Origin of the sequence: Mesorhizobium sp. C416B (genome assembly GCF_030323165.1) — a bacterium.
GTDB lineage: Bacteria > Pseudomonadota > Alphaproteobacteria > Rhizobiales > Rhizobiaceae > Mesorhizobium.
This window is the reverse complement of sequence record NZ_CP100471.1, coordinates 5,526,117-5,538,938: the sequence shown is the minus strand read 5'-3', so window position 1 is coordinate 5,538,938 and position 12,822 is coordinate 5,526,117. Positions and strand designations below refer to the sequence as shown.

Here is a 12,822-nt window from a genome sequence, read left to right as displayed (position 1 = left end):
GGCAGCGGCATCGCGTTCGCACTCTGGTCGAGGCGGCATGCGCGCTGTAGCATCCGGTTCGAACGGGGGTGTCGGGGACTTGCGGACAATCGGTCGATTTCTGCTGCTGGCGGTGGTGCTATGCCTCGGCCCGTCGCCGGCGCGCGCCGTGACGCTCGATTCCAGCGTCGCCGTAACCGATCCCGAGACATTGCAGGCGCTTGAGCGTGGCGGCCTCTCGATCAGCCGCCTGCTCGGCCCGGCGCTGGGTCTCACGCGCGAGGTCGACAATCGGGGCCTGTTTTCGGTGCGCGCGCTGACCCCTGTCCGCAACGCCGTAAAGCAGGAGATCGCCGACGAGCCTGCCAATAGCCCCGATCCTTACGTCGCGGCCATGGCCAAGTCGAAGGACACCAGCCAGAAATTCAACCCGAAATACATCGACGATGACGGCTCGACGCTCGACCTGACCGGCGTCGTCAACCGCATGGACCGCGGCTATCTCGGCCACACCGAATGCGGCGAGATCAGGCTGATCTACCGCTTCCATTATTCGGTGGCGGAGAAGCCCACGAAGGGAAAGACAGCGCAACGCATCTCGTCGCGGCTGCCGCTGACCATGAGTCTGGTCTTCAACGCCAGGCCCGGCGAGGCTCGCCCCCGCGCTTCGAGAGACCGTCCAAGCGCCACCGCCGTTTCCTGTGCCGAAATCGCCAAGCGCTGGCTCGCCGCCGGCCAGAAGAACCTTGCGCCCGAGCAACTGGCAGCCTGGCTGCGCTCCGACGAAGGGCCGCTCTCCAACGCCATGCTGAATTCGTCGCAGATCATGCGACTTGAGCTGAACATGCAGGTTCTCCGGCTGTCGGCCTCGAGCCGCCGCGACTTCGGTGGCCACGCCGAATATCTCCTCAAGATTTTCAAATGGGACCCAACGACGTCCACCTTCCAGGAATCGAAGATGGAGAACCAGATCGACCGGAAAGTGGTTCTGGCCGACCGGCCGGCCTTCGCCAAATGGCTGCTGACCGACCGCAACCTCTACGACCTCGATCGCGGCCGGCTGGTCATCGACGACAAATTCCTGGCGACCAGCGCCGTCTCGGTCGCACCCGGCGGCATGGCCAGGTCGCAAAACAATATCGCCTATGGGCTGCTCGACGATGCCGACATCGACAAGGCACTGCAGGACTATGTCGCCAAGGGCAACGAGCTGCGCAGCGTGAAATCGGTGGCCGGCTTCAATCTGCGTCTCAACGAAATGACCTGCACCGGCTGCCACCAGACGCACGGCATTGCCGGCTTCCATTACACCGGCGCCGATCCGGCCAGCGAGCCGCGCCGCAACGCCGTCTTCGTCCCCGGCTCGGCGGTGTTCTTCGCCGACCTGCCGCGCCGCCGCGCCATCGTCGAGGACTTCGCCGCCGGCGGCCATCCGGATTTCTCACGCGGCTTCGCCGCCCGTCCGGACGCCAAACTCGCCGAAGCGCTGAAAGGCACCGATCTCTACAATGGCTGGGGGTCGATCTGCTACAGTGGCGAGGATACGAGCTTCAAGGACTGGAACTGCGGCGAAAGCCTGCGCTGCGCCGGCGTCCATGAAAGCGACATCCATCCGGGCTTCGGCACCTGCGTCAGCGAGGCGGCCACCGCAGTCGGCGACCCCGTCGAGTTCGGCGAGATCAAGATGTCGAGCTGGGGCAGCGACAAATATTGCCGCCTGTCGCCGGCCACCGCAAAAGCCTGCGCCATCGATCCGGCGCGCGACAAGAAACCGGTAATCAAGCTCGCCGGCTATGGCGCGGCGCGCCAACGCTATGACAACCCCGAGCAGAAGACCGGTGGCTTTCCCGGGGGCATGCTGCGCAAGGCAAGCTGCGACAAGCTTCCCGACGAGGCGACTTGCGGCCGCCTGGCCAAGACCGGTTTCAACGACTGCATCGCGTCGGGCAAGGACCACAAATTCTGCACCAAGGAATTCACCAAGACCGCCGGCCTGCGCGCCTGCGACAAGGCGCATCCCTGCCGCGAGGACTATATCTGCACCGCCGGCTACGACGATCTGGCCGCAGCCAAGCCTGGCAAGGGCTCCTGCATTCCGCCCTATTTCATATTCCAGTTCCGCGTCGACGGCCATCCGCGCAGTTGGGTGCAGGACACCGAGGAATGAGCGGCAGGTTGCCGCTTGCGAACAGAACTCAGATCTTCTGCTTGGTGCCGGCGCTTTTGCCGTCCGAGCTTTTGGAGCGTTCCTCGAAACGCGCGGCGCCCTTTTTCAGCGCATGGCCGGTTTCGACCTCGGTCTTGCGTTCGTCCTTTGCCGCTGCCTGCCTCAAACCCTCGGCCGCCTGCTTGCCCTTCGCGGTCGGTTTTCCTCCTTGGCGCGCAACAATCACGCGCAACGTCAGGAGCAACGAGCCTGACGTGCGGAGGTTCCAGTGGTGCGGCCCCGGCACCCCTCAGCGCGGCGCGATCATCGCCTTGCGAAAGGCTTCCAGCGTCTCGGCGCTGACATGATGCTCGATGCCCTCGGCATCGATGCGCGCCGTCTCGGCGCTGACACCGAGCGAACGCAAAAACGCTTCTACCGTCTGGTGGCGGATGCGGCTCTCTTCCGCCACCTTGCGCCCGGCGTCGGTCAGGAACACACCGCGATAGGGTTTTCTGGAAACGAGCCCGTCGGCGCACAGCCTGGTCAGCATCTTGGCCACCGTCGGCTGGGCGACACCCAGCCGCGCAGCAATATCTACCTGACGCGCCTCATTGCCGTCCTCGATCAGGTCGGCGATCAGCTCGACATAATCCTCGACCAGCGCGCCGCGGCGCGCTTCGCGCTGCTGCCGGAACCCTTTCGAATGAATCTCGGCGTCCGGCAGCGGCTCCTCGCGTCCAACCGGTCTGTGCTTCAGCGCCAACACGCGCTCCTTCCTATCTTTTGACAAGAATCGGCTTTGGGCAAAGCAATCGCCCTTTGCCATTCATAGCACGGGCTTAACTGTTCCAGCCGTTTATTTCCATTCCATGGCAGGCGCAACCGGCGTTTGCGATCCCCTGCCGGCCTGCCGGTCGGCGCAACAGGAAGCACATACAATGAAATATAGCCTATTGCATAATGTTGAGCCCTGGCATAGATAGGATGACGTCAACCGATCCACCCAGTGGAAAGCCCTCCATGTCCGAAGCTGACGCTACCTTGGGATCATCCTGGCGATTTGACAGGCCGGAGGACAATCCTCCCAGCCTGCGCGAGGTGAACTCCACGATCGCGGTGCCACAGTCCGGCGTCTGGTTCCGTCGCCTGTTCGCCTTCATGGGACCGGGCTACATGGTCTCGGTCGGCTATATGGATCCGGGCAACTGGGCCACCGACCTCGCCGGCGGCGCCCAGTTCGGCTACACGCTATTGTTCATCATCATGCTGTCCAACCTGATGGCGATCCTGCTGCAGGCGCTTGCCGCCCGGCTTGGCATCGCCACCGGCCGCGACCTCGCCCAGGCCTGCCGCGCCTATTATCCGCGTCCCGTCAGTTTCGTGCTGTGGATCGCCTGCGAACTCGCCATCATCGCCTGCGACCTCGCCGAGGTGATCGGCACGGCGATCGCGCTGCAGCTTCTGTTCGGCATTCCGCTGATCGGCGGCGCGTTGCTGACGGCGCTCGACGCCTTCATCGTGCTGCTCTTGATGAACAAGGGTTTCCGCTATCTCGAAGCCTTCGTCATCGCGCTTCTGATCATCATCTTCGGCTGTTTCGCCATCCAGATCTTTGCCGCTGCCCCTCCGGTCGGCTCGATCCTGCATTCGATGTTCGTGCCGTCGACGGAGATCGTCACCAATCCGGCGATGCTATACATCGCCATCGGCATCATCGGCGCCACGGTGATGCCGCACAATCTCTACCTGCACTCCTCGATCGTACAGACACGCGCCTATGAACGGACCGAAAAAGGCAAGCGCGACGCCATTAAATGGGCGACGACGGACTCGACCATCGCGCTCGTCCTGGCGCTGTTCGTCAACGCCTCGATCCTGATCGTCTCGGCGGTGGCCTTCCATGGCACCGGCCATCAGGATGTCGCCGAGATCGGCCAAGCCTTCGAGCTCTTGTCGCCACTGCTCGGCCTCGGCATCGCCTCCATCCTGTTTGCGGTGGCGCTGCTGGCCTCCGGCCTCAACTCGACGGTTACGGCAACGCTTGCCGGCCAGATCGTCATGGAAGGCTTTTTGCGCCTGCGCATTCCGCAATGGGCGCGCCGGCTGCTGACGCGCGGCATCGCCATCGTCCCGGTGGTGGTCGTCACCGCGCTCTATGGCGAAAAGGGCACCGGCCAGTTGCTGGTCTTCAGCCAGGTGGTACTGTCGATGCAGCTGCCCTTCGCAGTCATCCCGCTGGTGCAGTTCGTCTCCGACAAGAAGAAGATGGGCAACCTTGCCATTCCCCGCGGCGTGGCGGTCCTCGCCTGGGTCGTCGCGGCGGTCATCCTGGTGCTCAACTTCAAGCTGCTCTACGACACCGTCTTCGGCGTCGGCTGAGTTTCTTCTTGAGCAGTTCGCCGTTTCGCCGAAACGGCGAACTGCTCTATCTCTTGTTTTGACGCAATTCCGGGCGGAAAGCCGCCTCACACCTTTCCTGGAATTGCTCAAGACGGCGACAAACCGGCGGCTTGCGCTATCTTACCGGCCATCATGACAAGTGTCGAAGACGCCAGGAAATTTTACGCGCAGCTGATGGCGGCCAATGCCGGCTCGGCCGATCCGCGCCTCGAAGAGGCGTTCGCCACCGTTCCGCGCGAGGCCTTTCTCGGTCCCGGACCCTGGGCGGTAGTCGCCGGCAGGGCGCTCACCACCGGCAACGGCAAGATCATGACGCCGAGCGCCGATCCTGTTCACATCTACCAGGACGTGCTGGTGGCGCTCGATGCCGACAAGGGCATCAACAATGGCGAACCCTCCCTGCACGCCATGTGGATAGGCAGGATCGCCCCCAGACTGGACGAGGCCGTCACCCATATCGGCGCCGGCACCGGCTACTACACCGCCTTGCTGGCCCGGCTGGTTGCGCCCGGCCCGGTGACCGCCTTCGAAATTGAGGCCGATCTTGCTGCCAGAGCGACAAAGAATCTCGCGACCTACGGCAATGTAAGCGTCATCCACGGCGATGCCGTCACCGGCGATCTGCCGCCGTCCGACATCATCTATGTCAATGCCGGTGTCGTCGCACCGCCGGCTGCCTGGCTGCGGGCGCTGAAACCCGGTGGCCGCATGATCTTTCCCTGGCGCCCGTCCCAGAGCGTCGGCCTGGCCGTGATGGTGACCCGCACCAAACAAGGTTTTGCCTGCGACCCCTTCATGCGCTCGTGGTTCATTCCCTGCGTCGGCGCCTCGGTCGCCGGTTCGGCGGCCAAAATCCCCGACCTCCAGAAGGCCGCGCGCAGCCGTTCGATCTGGCTGACGTCAGACAGGGCGCCGGACCGGACCGCCACCGCCATCATCGGCGACGTCTGGTTTTCGTCGCAGGCGCTTGGCGGCGGGCGCCGGCGGTAGGTACCCTTGTCGGCCGGCAGCGTTTTTTTGCCAACGCCTGTCGGGCGGCCGCCGGCCTGTCCGTCCTTAGATCGAAATCCGGCCCTGACGGCGCGGATCCTGGAAAAGGAAAATCCAATGCGAAAGATCATCGCTTCCACCTTCGTCAGCCTCGACGGCGTCATGCAGGCGCCAGGCGGCCCGGAAGAAGACCCGGTTGGCGGCTTCGAATTCGGCGGCTGGACGTTCCACTACTTCGACGAGGTGGCGGGGGTGGCCATGGAGGAATTGTTCTCCAAACCCTTCGCCCTGCTGCTCGGCCGCAGAACCTACGACATCTTCGCCGCGTACTGGCCTTACCAGAAAGATCCGATCGGAGACGTCTTCAACCCTGCGACCAAATATGTGGCCACGCATCGGCCGGACAGCCTGACCTGGGAGAACACGCAATGGCTTGGGGACGATATCGTCGCCACGTTGCGCAACCTCAAGAAGGAAGATGGAGCTGACCTGCTCATCCAGGGTTCGAGCGAGCTGATCCAGACTTTGCTCGCCAACGGTCTGATCGACGAGATCCGGTTGATGATCTTCCCGCTGCTGCTGGGCAAGGGCAAGCGGCTGTTCGATGGTGGTGCGATGCCCGCCGCTTTCAAGCTGGTCAAGTCGCAGGCTACCACCACCGGCGTCATGATGGCGACCTACGAACGCGGGGGTGAGGTCAAGGTCGGGTCGTTCGCCACGCAAGAGCCGTCAGAGGCCGAGCTCGAGCGGCGTAAGAACTGGAAGTGACAGGGACAGGCTTGGCACCTTTCCTCTCCCCCGATCGACGGGGGAGAGGAAATGCAAGTTCTGTCAAGCCGCCACAGCCCGCCGTGCCAACCCACCCCGGATATACCGCGCGAACTCCTGCGCTGCCGGCGCCGTGCCGTACTTCGGCAAATGCAGATTGATGGAAAAATTCGGCAGCGGCGGCAGCCCGGCATCAAAAGCCAGGATGTCAAGATCGGCAGGCACGGTGGAGGCCAGCCAGGCGGTGACGGCAAGGTCGGAGCGCACTGTCGCGGTCGTCGCGTCGATGTTGCCGTTCTCGAACACGGTGCGCCATTCCAGCCCGTGCTCGTTCAGCGCCGACAGCACCACCGGTCGGAAGGCGCAGGTGTCGGCGACGATCGACACCGGCAGCGGCCGCTTGGCACGGGCGACGCCGCCCTTGGCCCCCACCCAGACCAGCCGGTCAATGGCCAGGCATTCGCCGGCCGACGGGCCAACCCGTTCCTCGATGACGGCAAGATCGATAGTGCCGGCCGCAAGGGCCGCGGCAAGATCCGGCGAGGCGGCGCAGAGTAGGGATATCTCAACCTGCGGATAGGTCTCGGCATAGGCTTTCAGCACCGGCGCCAGCAAGGTGCCGACAAGGTCATAGGGAACACCGAGCCGCACCTGGCCGGCGACCTCGGTGCCCGCCATCTCGGCCCAGATCTCGTCATTGAGGCCAAGCAACCGTTTGCCCTTGCCGAACAGCCGCTCGCCGGGCCGCGTCAGCCGCAAGCCACGCCGGTCGCGCTCGAACAGGCTGCAGCCCAGCGCCTCCTCCAGCCTTTTGATCTGCTGGCTGACGGCGCCTTGCGTCAGATGCAGCGCGTTCGCCGCCGCCGTCATGCTGGCCTTGTCGGCGACAGTGACGAAGGTGCGGATCAGCGCTGTGTCGAGGTTACGGATCATGGTTGGCATTATATCTGCTAATGCCAACCATCGCAAACATTGCATTTACTGAAGTATGCAGAAGTCTACCGTAGGGCCTTCGATGGAGGACGCCTCATGTTGCAGCCCATCTTTCCGCTCATCCTGTTTGCCTTCGTGGCCACCGTCACGCCGGGAATCGCCACCACCCTGTCGACTGCTTCAGGTGCGCAGTTCGGCTTTCGCCGTTCCGTTCCCCTATTGATCGGCAGCGCTGCCGGCCTCGCCACCGTGACCGCTGCTGCCGCCGCCGGGCTCGCCGGTCTGCTGCTGGCTATGCCTTCGCTGCAACTGGCGATGAAAATCATCGGCTCGCTCTATCTCATCTGGCTGGCAATCAAGATCGGCCGCGCCGGGCCGCCTAATCTCGATGTGGCGATGGCAAAACCCAACAGCTTCTTCGGCGGCGCCGGCATTCAATGGATGAACCCGAAGGGCTGGGCGATGGGACTGGGGGCGGCGGCCTCGTTCGCAGCCCTTGCCGACGGGCCGGGACAACTCGCGCTGCTGCTCGGCTCGACCTTCGGCCTCACTGCAGCCGTCTCGCTGTCGATCTGGTGCGTGGCGGGCATGGTGCTGGCACGGCTGCTCGAGACCGAATGGCAATGGCGCGCGCTCAACATCGTGCTGGCGCTGGTGCTGGCTGCATCGATCATACCGATGTGGCGGGGAGCGTAAACGCAGAGGTCGGCGCCAGTACCCCCACCCGGACCTGCGGTCCGACCTCCCCACAAAGGGGAGGTAGGGGAGCGCGCACTTTACCCTCCCCCTTGTGGGGAGGGCCGCGAACGAAGTGAGCGGGGTGGGGGTCCTGGTTCGCGAAGCGAACCAGCTACTCTCAAGCAGCATAGCGGGCAGCAGGCTTGTCGGCGTGCAGGCTGCCGTAGAAGACTTGCCTTGCGCCGAGGAAGGTGTCGAGCTTGGTCGCATCGGCAAGTGCCGGCACGGTGACGGCTTCGCCCCTGGATAGGCCCACAAGCGCGGCATCGACCATATCGTCGGCGGACATGATGATCTCCTTCGGCAGATTGTCGACGTCGCCGCCGGCAAGCTCCCAAAAATCGGTGCGGGTCGCGCCCGGCAGCACCGCCTGCACCTTCACATTGGTGCCGGCGACTTCGCGGTGCAGCGCCTCGGTGAAGTTGACGACATAGGCCTTGGTGCCGCTGTAGATGCCGCCGAACGAGGTATCATAGGCGAGCACAGAGGCGATGTTGACGATGGCGCCGCGGTTGCGCGCAAGAAGCCCCGGCAGAACGGCGCGGGTCAGGCGGGTCAAGGCGATGACGTTGACCTTGATCATGCGCTCGGCCTCGTCGGCGTCGGCCGTTGCCACCAGGGCCTGGCCACCAATGCCGGCATTGTTGACCAGCAGCGTGACGCTGTCGTCGGCTGCGATCGCCTGCTCGACGCGGCGCACATCATTGTCGTCGGCAAGATCGGCTGATATCACGCTGACCTTGCGCTTGTAGGCATATCGCAGCTTTTCAGCCAGTTCCTCCAGCCGGTCGGCGCGCCGCGCTACCAGCACCAGATCGTAGCCCTGCCCGGCCAGCCGGTCGGCATAGACAGCACCTATGCCGGCCGATGCGCCGGTGACGACTGCGGTACCCTTGTTGTCCTGTCCACTCATTGTCCTGTTCCTTTTTTCTGCCCGGCGAGACAGGTCGATGAACCCTCGTCCCGCCCTGATCTCCAATTAGTGGCATATACCACTTTCAGGGAAGTAGGCATATACCACTATCTTGTCAACGGAGGCGGCAGAAACTATTTCTGCGGCAGGCCGGCAGCGGTTTTGTCGGCAAGGAGTCGTGATGAGCAAGACCGCGCTGCCGGGATTTAGCCTTTGCAACAACGCCACGCTGCGGCGGGCCGCGCGCAAGCTCGGCCGCTTCTATGACGATGTAATCTCGCCTTCGGGTCTGAAGGGCACGCAGTACGGCCTGCTCTACCAGATCCATGTCAGCAACGAGCCGGCGATGGGCACGATAGCCGAAGCGATGGTCATGGATCTCTCGGCGCTCGGCCACACGCTGAAGCCGCTGATCCGCGACGGCTATGTCGACACCTTCGCCGACAAGGACGATCGCCGCGTCAAGCGGGTGCGGCTGACCGACCAAGGCCTGGCCAAGCTCGAGGAGACGACGAAATTGTGGACCATTGCCCAGCAGCGCTTCGAGGCGCTGGTCGGCCCGCAACGAGCGGCAGATCTGCGCGCTATGCTGGATGAAGTCGCGGCGCTGGACTACGACGTGCCCGCGGCCGCCCCTTCAAGCTGAAAGAGCGGCCGCCAGTGATTTGCAAAGGTCTATTCCGCCGGCATGGCGACCGGCCGGGCCGCCCAGCGGCCGGCCAGCACCACGCCAAGCCCGATCAGCGGGAAGATGGCGGCGACCAGGCCGAGATCGGCCGGCACGCCGTAGCGCAGCACGGCGCCGCCGACCACAGCACCCAGCGCCACGCCAAGATAGAGCGCCGAAGCGTTGAGCGACAGCACGATCGGGGCGGCGTCGGGCGCCAGCTTGATGATGCGGCTGGCCTGCGCCGGCGGAAATGCCCAGCCAACCATGCCCCACGGCACCATCATGGCCATCAATGCCGGCCCGGCGAGATGCTGCGGCAGGAAGGTCGGGATGACCGAGAGCATCACCAGCATGACGGCGCTCAGCGCCAGCGACCAGCCGACGGTGCGCGTCGCACCAAAACGGTCGGCCGCCTGGCCGCCGGCTATGTTGCCGATGACGGCGCCGACACCGAAGGCGAGCAGCATGCCGGGCAGCGCAATCGGGCTGAGGCCGCCGCTCTGGATGGCCAGCGGTGCGATATAGGAAAACACCGAGAAGGCGCCGATCAGGGCAAGAGCGGTGGTCAACAGGATCGGCATGACCCCGGGGCGCAGCGCCGCAGCCAGCCGCCGCCTGAGCGGCAGCTTGGTACCGACAATGCCGCGCGGCAGCCGGTACCACAGGATGGCGCCGACCAGCGCGCCGAGCCCGGCAATGGCAAAGAAGGTCCCGCGCCAGCCGGCTATCGTGGCAACCAGCGCGCCGAGCGGTGCACCCAGCGCAACCGCCACCGTGGTTCCGCCGACGACGACTGCAATGGCCCGCGCCCGGTGGTGGTCATCGACCAGCGCCACCGCCGTGCCTTGAGCGGTCGCGGCAAACAGGCCTGACGACAGCGCCATGATGATGCGGGCAATGAGCAGCAGCTCGAAGGACGAGCTCAGCGCCGCCACCACATTGCCGATGACGAAGAACGCCAGCGTCCACAAGATGACGCGGCGCCGGTCCCATTCGCCGGTCAGCGTTGCCAGGATCGGCGTGCCGATGGCGTAAGCCAGCGCGAAGGCGGTGATCAGCGTGCCGGCGAGCGGAATGGAAATGCGGGCGTCGGTGGCGATGTCAGGCAGCAGGCTGGAGATGACGAAGCCTTCGGTCGAGATCGTGAACGATCCGAGCGCAAGCCAAAAGAGGCGCTTGTCCATAGGGCGTGTCCTTAGTTCAAAGGTCATTGAACAATTGGACATAACAGGGCGTGATGTCAATGAAGCCAGACGAAAATAGCTGAACCCTGCTGACAGCCCTGTGTCAGGACAGCCATTGGGCCAATCGCGAAACGGACCGTGCATGCCCGCGAAAGATCGACGCGTTGAAATCGCCACAGACTGTGCTTAGTTTCGGGCCATGACTTTGCCGCACCCCAATACGGACCAGATCAGCCTGCCCGTCGTGCTCGGCGTGCTTGGCGACCCGACCCGGCTCGCCATCGTGCGCTATCTCGCCAGCAAGGAAGGCGTGCCGTTGAACTGCAGCCGGTTCCTCGACCTCGGCTCCAAGACCAATCTCAGCTATCACCTGGCCAAACTGCGCGAAGCCGGCGTCACCCGCGCCGAAGTGGCCGGCACCAACCGGATGATCACGCTGCGCCGCGCCGACCTCGACGCCCGCTTCCCCGGCCTGCTCGACAGCGTGATTGCGGCGGCCGGAGATGACCCGGCTCTACCCATCGTCGGCGGCCACGACATCGAAATGCCGGCGTAGCTGGTGCCGAAGTCAGGCCGCTCCTAGCGCTGCCAAAAACCGATATGCGGGGCGAGGAGTTCCTCGTCCATCTCGGGGAAAGGGCCGTGGACCTCGACCGGCTTCTGCCCGGAGCCGAGGACCGTGCGCGACGAGAGGTTCATCGTCGGGTTCTCGGCGTGGTTGCCGGTCAGCGCGAGAAGCTTGGTCTCCTCGAAGCCGTAGACCAGCCGGCCGATATTCGCCCAGTACAGCGTTCCCGTGCACATCGCACAGGGCTCGCCGGTTGTGACCAGCGTGCAGGACCAGAGGAAATCCGGCGGATAGGTGTCGGCGGCACGCCGGGAGAGCTCGGTTTCGGCGTGGCGCACGGTGTTGATGTTGCCTTGCCGCATCAGGATGCGATCGTCGGGGCCGACGAGCACGCAGCCGAAAGGATGGTGCCCGTGCGCGGCAGTCTCGCGCGCGACGTCATTGGCGGCGCGAAGGTGGGCAACCATCTGGTCGCGGGTCATCGCCTGTCCTCCCCCGGATGAACTCTGGAGCGGCGTGGACGCTAGCAGATGGAGTGCTTCCGCGATAGGCGGGGCTCCCGGCTGTCTCGAACGATCTCAAGGGCTTGATAATGAAGGCAGGGGCTTGATAACGAAGACGGGCCGCAAGCCTCAACGGGCTGCACCAAGGAGCCCGCCGCATGCGCATTGCCGTTCTCGCCGACATCCATGGCAATGTGCTGGCGCTGGATGCCGTGCTCGCCGATCTAGCGCGGCGCGGCGGCGCCGATCTCACCGTCAACCTTGGCGACTGTGTCTCCGGCCCGCTCTGGCCGCGCGAGACGTTCGAGCGGCTCGAAGCGCTCGACCTGCCGACGGTGCGCGGCAACCATGACCGCCGCGTCGCCGTCGATCCGGCCGACGATACGATGTGGGCTTCTGACCGGTACGCCCAGGAGCGGCTGACGGAGACGCAGCGCGAATCCCTGCTCGCCCTGCCCTTCACGCTGGAGATTGTTCCCGGCGTGGTCGCTTTCCATGCGCGGCCCGACCATGACGAGAAATACCTGCTCGACGCGATCGTCGATGGCCAACTGGTGCGCGCGCCGCTTGCCGCTATTCAGCGGCGGTTGCAGGCGCTGGACCCGGCCTGCCGCGTCGTGCTGTGCGGCCACAGCCACCGCGCGGAACTGGTCCGTATCCCCGGCGGCCCCTTGCTCTTCAATCCCGGCAGCGTCGGCGCCCCCGCCTATGAAGATGACACGCCCCCGGCGCATGTTTCGGAGCAAGGCAGCCCGCATGCGCGCTACGGCATCCTCACCTTGGATGGCGAAGAACCCGACCGTTTTGAGACCATCGCCGTCGACTACGACCACGAAGCGGCGGCGAGACAGGCCGCACAGGCGGGCCGACCGGAATGGGCGCATGCGATGAGGACCGGCTTCATGCCCAAACCCTCTTGGCAAGGCTCCGCTTGACCGCACGGCTGCGCCCTGCTTCCGCCTCGCGGCACCAAACATCGGACGCATTTTCAGACTTACATGGCCGCGTATCGTCCCTTATAAAACCG

14 protein-coding genes are annotated in these 12,822 nt (G+C 64.6%); 8 read left to right on the top strand and 6 right to left on the bottom strand.

Annotation, left to right across the window (positions count from 1 at the left end):
* The first annotated feature begins 79 nt into the window (after positions 1-79).
* Positions 80-2,146, top strand: a complete 2,067-nt coding sequence (locus NLY43_RS27055) for a hypothetical protein (RefSeq protein WP_031199238.1) — start codon at positions 80-82, stop codon at positions 2,144-2,146.
* A gap of 28 nt (positions 2,147-2,174) precedes the next feature.
* Here NLY43_RS27055 and NLY43_RS27050 read toward each other — a convergent pair whose 3' ends face one another.
* Together NLY43_RS27050 and mntR are read right to left on the bottom strand one after the other, a co-directional pair.
* The gene (locus NLY43_RS27050) at positions 2,175-2,369 is read right to left on the bottom strand and encodes a hypothetical protein (protein WP_031199236.1); all 195 of its coding nucleotides are present in this window, start codon (positions 2,367-2,369) and stop codon (positions 2,175-2,177) included.
* A gap of 66 nt (positions 2,370-2,435) precedes the next feature.
* Complete coding sequence (gene mntR, locus NLY43_RS27045; RefSeq protein WP_023672433.1) at positions 2,436-2,891, bottom strand: manganese-binding transcriptional regulator MntR; 456 nt, start codon at positions 2,889-2,891, stop codon at positions 2,436-2,438.
* A gap of 257 nt (positions 2,892-3,148) precedes the next feature.
* Here mntR and NLY43_RS27040 point away from each other — a divergent pair, with 257 nt between their 5' ends.
* From NLY43_RS27040 to NLY43_RS27030, 3 genes are all read left to right on the top strand, one after another.
* Positions 3,149-4,507, top strand: coding sequence for an Nramp family divalent metal transporter (locus NLY43_RS27040; protein WP_023672432.1), 1,359 nt, complete (start codon positions 3,149-3,151; stop codon positions 4,505-4,507).
* A 153-nt stretch (positions 4,508-4,660) separates the two neighbouring features.
* Positions 4,661-5,518 (top strand): protein-L-isoaspartate O-methyltransferase family protein, encoded by an 858-nt coding sequence (locus tag NLY43_RS27035; RefSeq protein WP_023711198.1) that lies wholly within the window; start codon positions 4,661-4,663, stop codon positions 5,516-5,518.
* Between the two features lie 117 nt (positions 5,519-5,635).
* Positions 5,636-6,286, top strand: coding sequence for a dihydrofolate reductase family protein (locus tag NLY43_RS27030; RefSeq protein WP_023711197.1), 651 nt, complete (start codon positions 5,636-5,638; stop codon positions 6,284-6,286).
* A 63-nt stretch (positions 6,287-6,349) separates the two neighbouring features.
* Here NLY43_RS27030 and NLY43_RS27025 read toward each other — a convergent pair whose 3' ends face one another.
* Positions 6,350-7,228 (bottom strand): LysR family transcriptional regulator, encoded by an 879-nt coding sequence (locus tag NLY43_RS27025; protein WP_373420136.1) that lies wholly within the window; start codon positions 7,226-7,228, stop codon positions 6,350-6,352.
* 87 nt (positions 7,229-7,315) lie between these two features.
* On the opposite strand from NLY43_RS27025, the gene NLY43_RS27020 reads away from it, so the two are divergent.
* On the top strand, positions 7,316-7,915 hold the full coding sequence (locus NLY43_RS27020; RefSeq protein WP_023672428.1) for a LysE family translocator: 600 nt from the start codon (positions 7,316-7,318) through the stop codon (positions 7,913-7,915).
* Positions 7,916-8,075: 160 nt separating this feature from the next.
* Here NLY43_RS27020 and NLY43_RS27015 read toward each other — a convergent pair whose 3' ends face one another.
* Positions 8,076-8,870 carry an SDR family NAD(P)-dependent oxidoreductase gene (locus NLY43_RS27015; protein ID WP_023711196.1) on the bottom strand — a complete coding sequence of 265 codons (795 nt, stop codon included), beginning with the start codon at positions 8,868-8,870 and terminating at the stop codon, positions 8,076-8,078.
* A gap of 181 nt (positions 8,871-9,051) precedes the next feature.
* Between NLY43_RS27015 and NLY43_RS27010 the strand changes: the two genes are divergently transcribed.
* Complete coding sequence (locus NLY43_RS27010) at positions 9,052-9,516, top strand: MarR family winged helix-turn-helix transcriptional regulator (RefSeq protein ID WP_023672426.1); 465 nt, start codon at positions 9,052-9,054, stop codon at positions 9,514-9,516.
* Positions 9,517-9,545: 29 nt separating this feature from the next.
* Here the strand turns inward: NLY43_RS27010 and NLY43_RS27005 are convergent, their stop codons facing one another.
* Positions 9,546-10,724, bottom strand: coding sequence for an MFS transporter (locus NLY43_RS27005; protein WP_023683782.1), 1,179 nt, complete (start codon positions 10,722-10,724; stop codon positions 9,546-9,548).
* Positions 10,725-10,923: 199 nt separating this feature from the next.
* On the opposite strand from NLY43_RS27005, the gene NLY43_RS27000 reads away from it, so the two are divergent.
* A complete protein-coding gene (locus tag NLY43_RS27000; RefSeq protein ID WP_023683780.1) occupies positions 10,924-11,280 on the top strand; it encodes an ArsR/SmtB family transcription factor in 357 nt (118 codons plus the stop codon).
* Positions 11,281-11,303: 23 nt separating this feature from the next.
* On the opposite strand, the gene NLY43_RS26995 is transcribed toward NLY43_RS27000, so the two are convergent.
* Positions 11,304-11,774 (bottom strand): nucleoside deaminase, encoded by a 471-nt coding sequence (locus NLY43_RS26995; RefSeq protein ID WP_023672423.1) that lies wholly within the window; start codon positions 11,772-11,774, stop codon positions 11,304-11,306.
* 179 nt (positions 11,775-11,953) lie between these two features.
* Between NLY43_RS26995 and NLY43_RS26990 the strand changes: the two genes are divergently transcribed.
* Positions 11,954-12,730 carry a metallophosphoesterase family protein gene (locus NLY43_RS26990; protein ID WP_023711195.1) on the top strand — a complete coding sequence of 259 codons (777 nt, stop codon included), beginning with the start codon at positions 11,954-11,956 and terminating at the stop codon, positions 12,728-12,730.
* Positions 12,731-12,822 lie beyond the last annotated feature (92 nt).

What these genes read in the sequence shown, in the direction of transcription:
- NLY43_RS27025 (WP_373420136.1), bottom strand. Translation starts at nt 7,228, where the DNA reads ATGCCAACCATGATCCGTAACCTCGACACAGCGCTGATCCGCACCTTC.
- NLY43_RS27010 (WP_023672426.1), top strand. Translation starts at nt 9,052, where the DNA reads ATGAGCAAGACCGCGCTGCCGGGATTTAGCCTTTGCAACAACGCCACG.
- NLY43_RS27030 (WP_023711197.1), top strand. Translation starts at nt 5,636, where the DNA reads ATGCGAAAGATCATCGCTTCCACCTTCGTCAGCCTCGACGGCGTCATG.
- NLY43_RS27015 (WP_023711196.1), bottom strand. Translation starts at nt 8,870, where the DNA reads ATGAGTGGACAGGACAACAAGGGTACCGCAGTCGTCACCGGCGCATCG.
- NLY43_RS27035 (WP_023711198.1), top strand. Translation starts at nt 4,661, where the DNA reads ATGACAAGTGTCGAAGACGCCAGGAAATTTTACGCGCAGCTGATGGCG.
- NLY43_RS27040 (WP_023672432.1), top strand. Translation starts at nt 3,149, where the DNA reads ATGTCCGAAGCTGACGCTACCTTGGGATCATCCTGGCGATTTGACAGG.
- NLY43_RS27000 (WP_023683780.1), top strand. Translation starts at nt 10,924, where the DNA reads ATGACTTTGCCGCACCCCAATACGGACCAGATCAGCCTGCCCGTCGTG.
- NLY43_RS26995 (WP_023672423.1), bottom strand. Translation starts at nt 11,774, where the DNA reads ATGACCCGCGACCAGATGGTTGCCCACCTTCGCGCCGCCAATGACGTC.
- NLY43_RS27005 (WP_023683782.1), bottom strand. Translation starts at nt 10,724, where the DNA reads ATGGACAAGCGCCTCTTTTGGCTTGCGCTCGGATCGTTCACGATCTCG.
- NLY43_RS26990 (WP_023711195.1), top strand. Translation starts at nt 11,954, where the DNA reads ATGCGCATTGCCGTTCTCGCCGACATCCATGGCAATGTGCTGGCGCTG.
- NLY43_RS27020 (WP_023672428.1), top strand. Translation starts at nt 7,316, where the DNA reads ATGTTGCAGCCCATCTTTCCGCTCATCCTGTTTGCCTTCGTGGCCACC.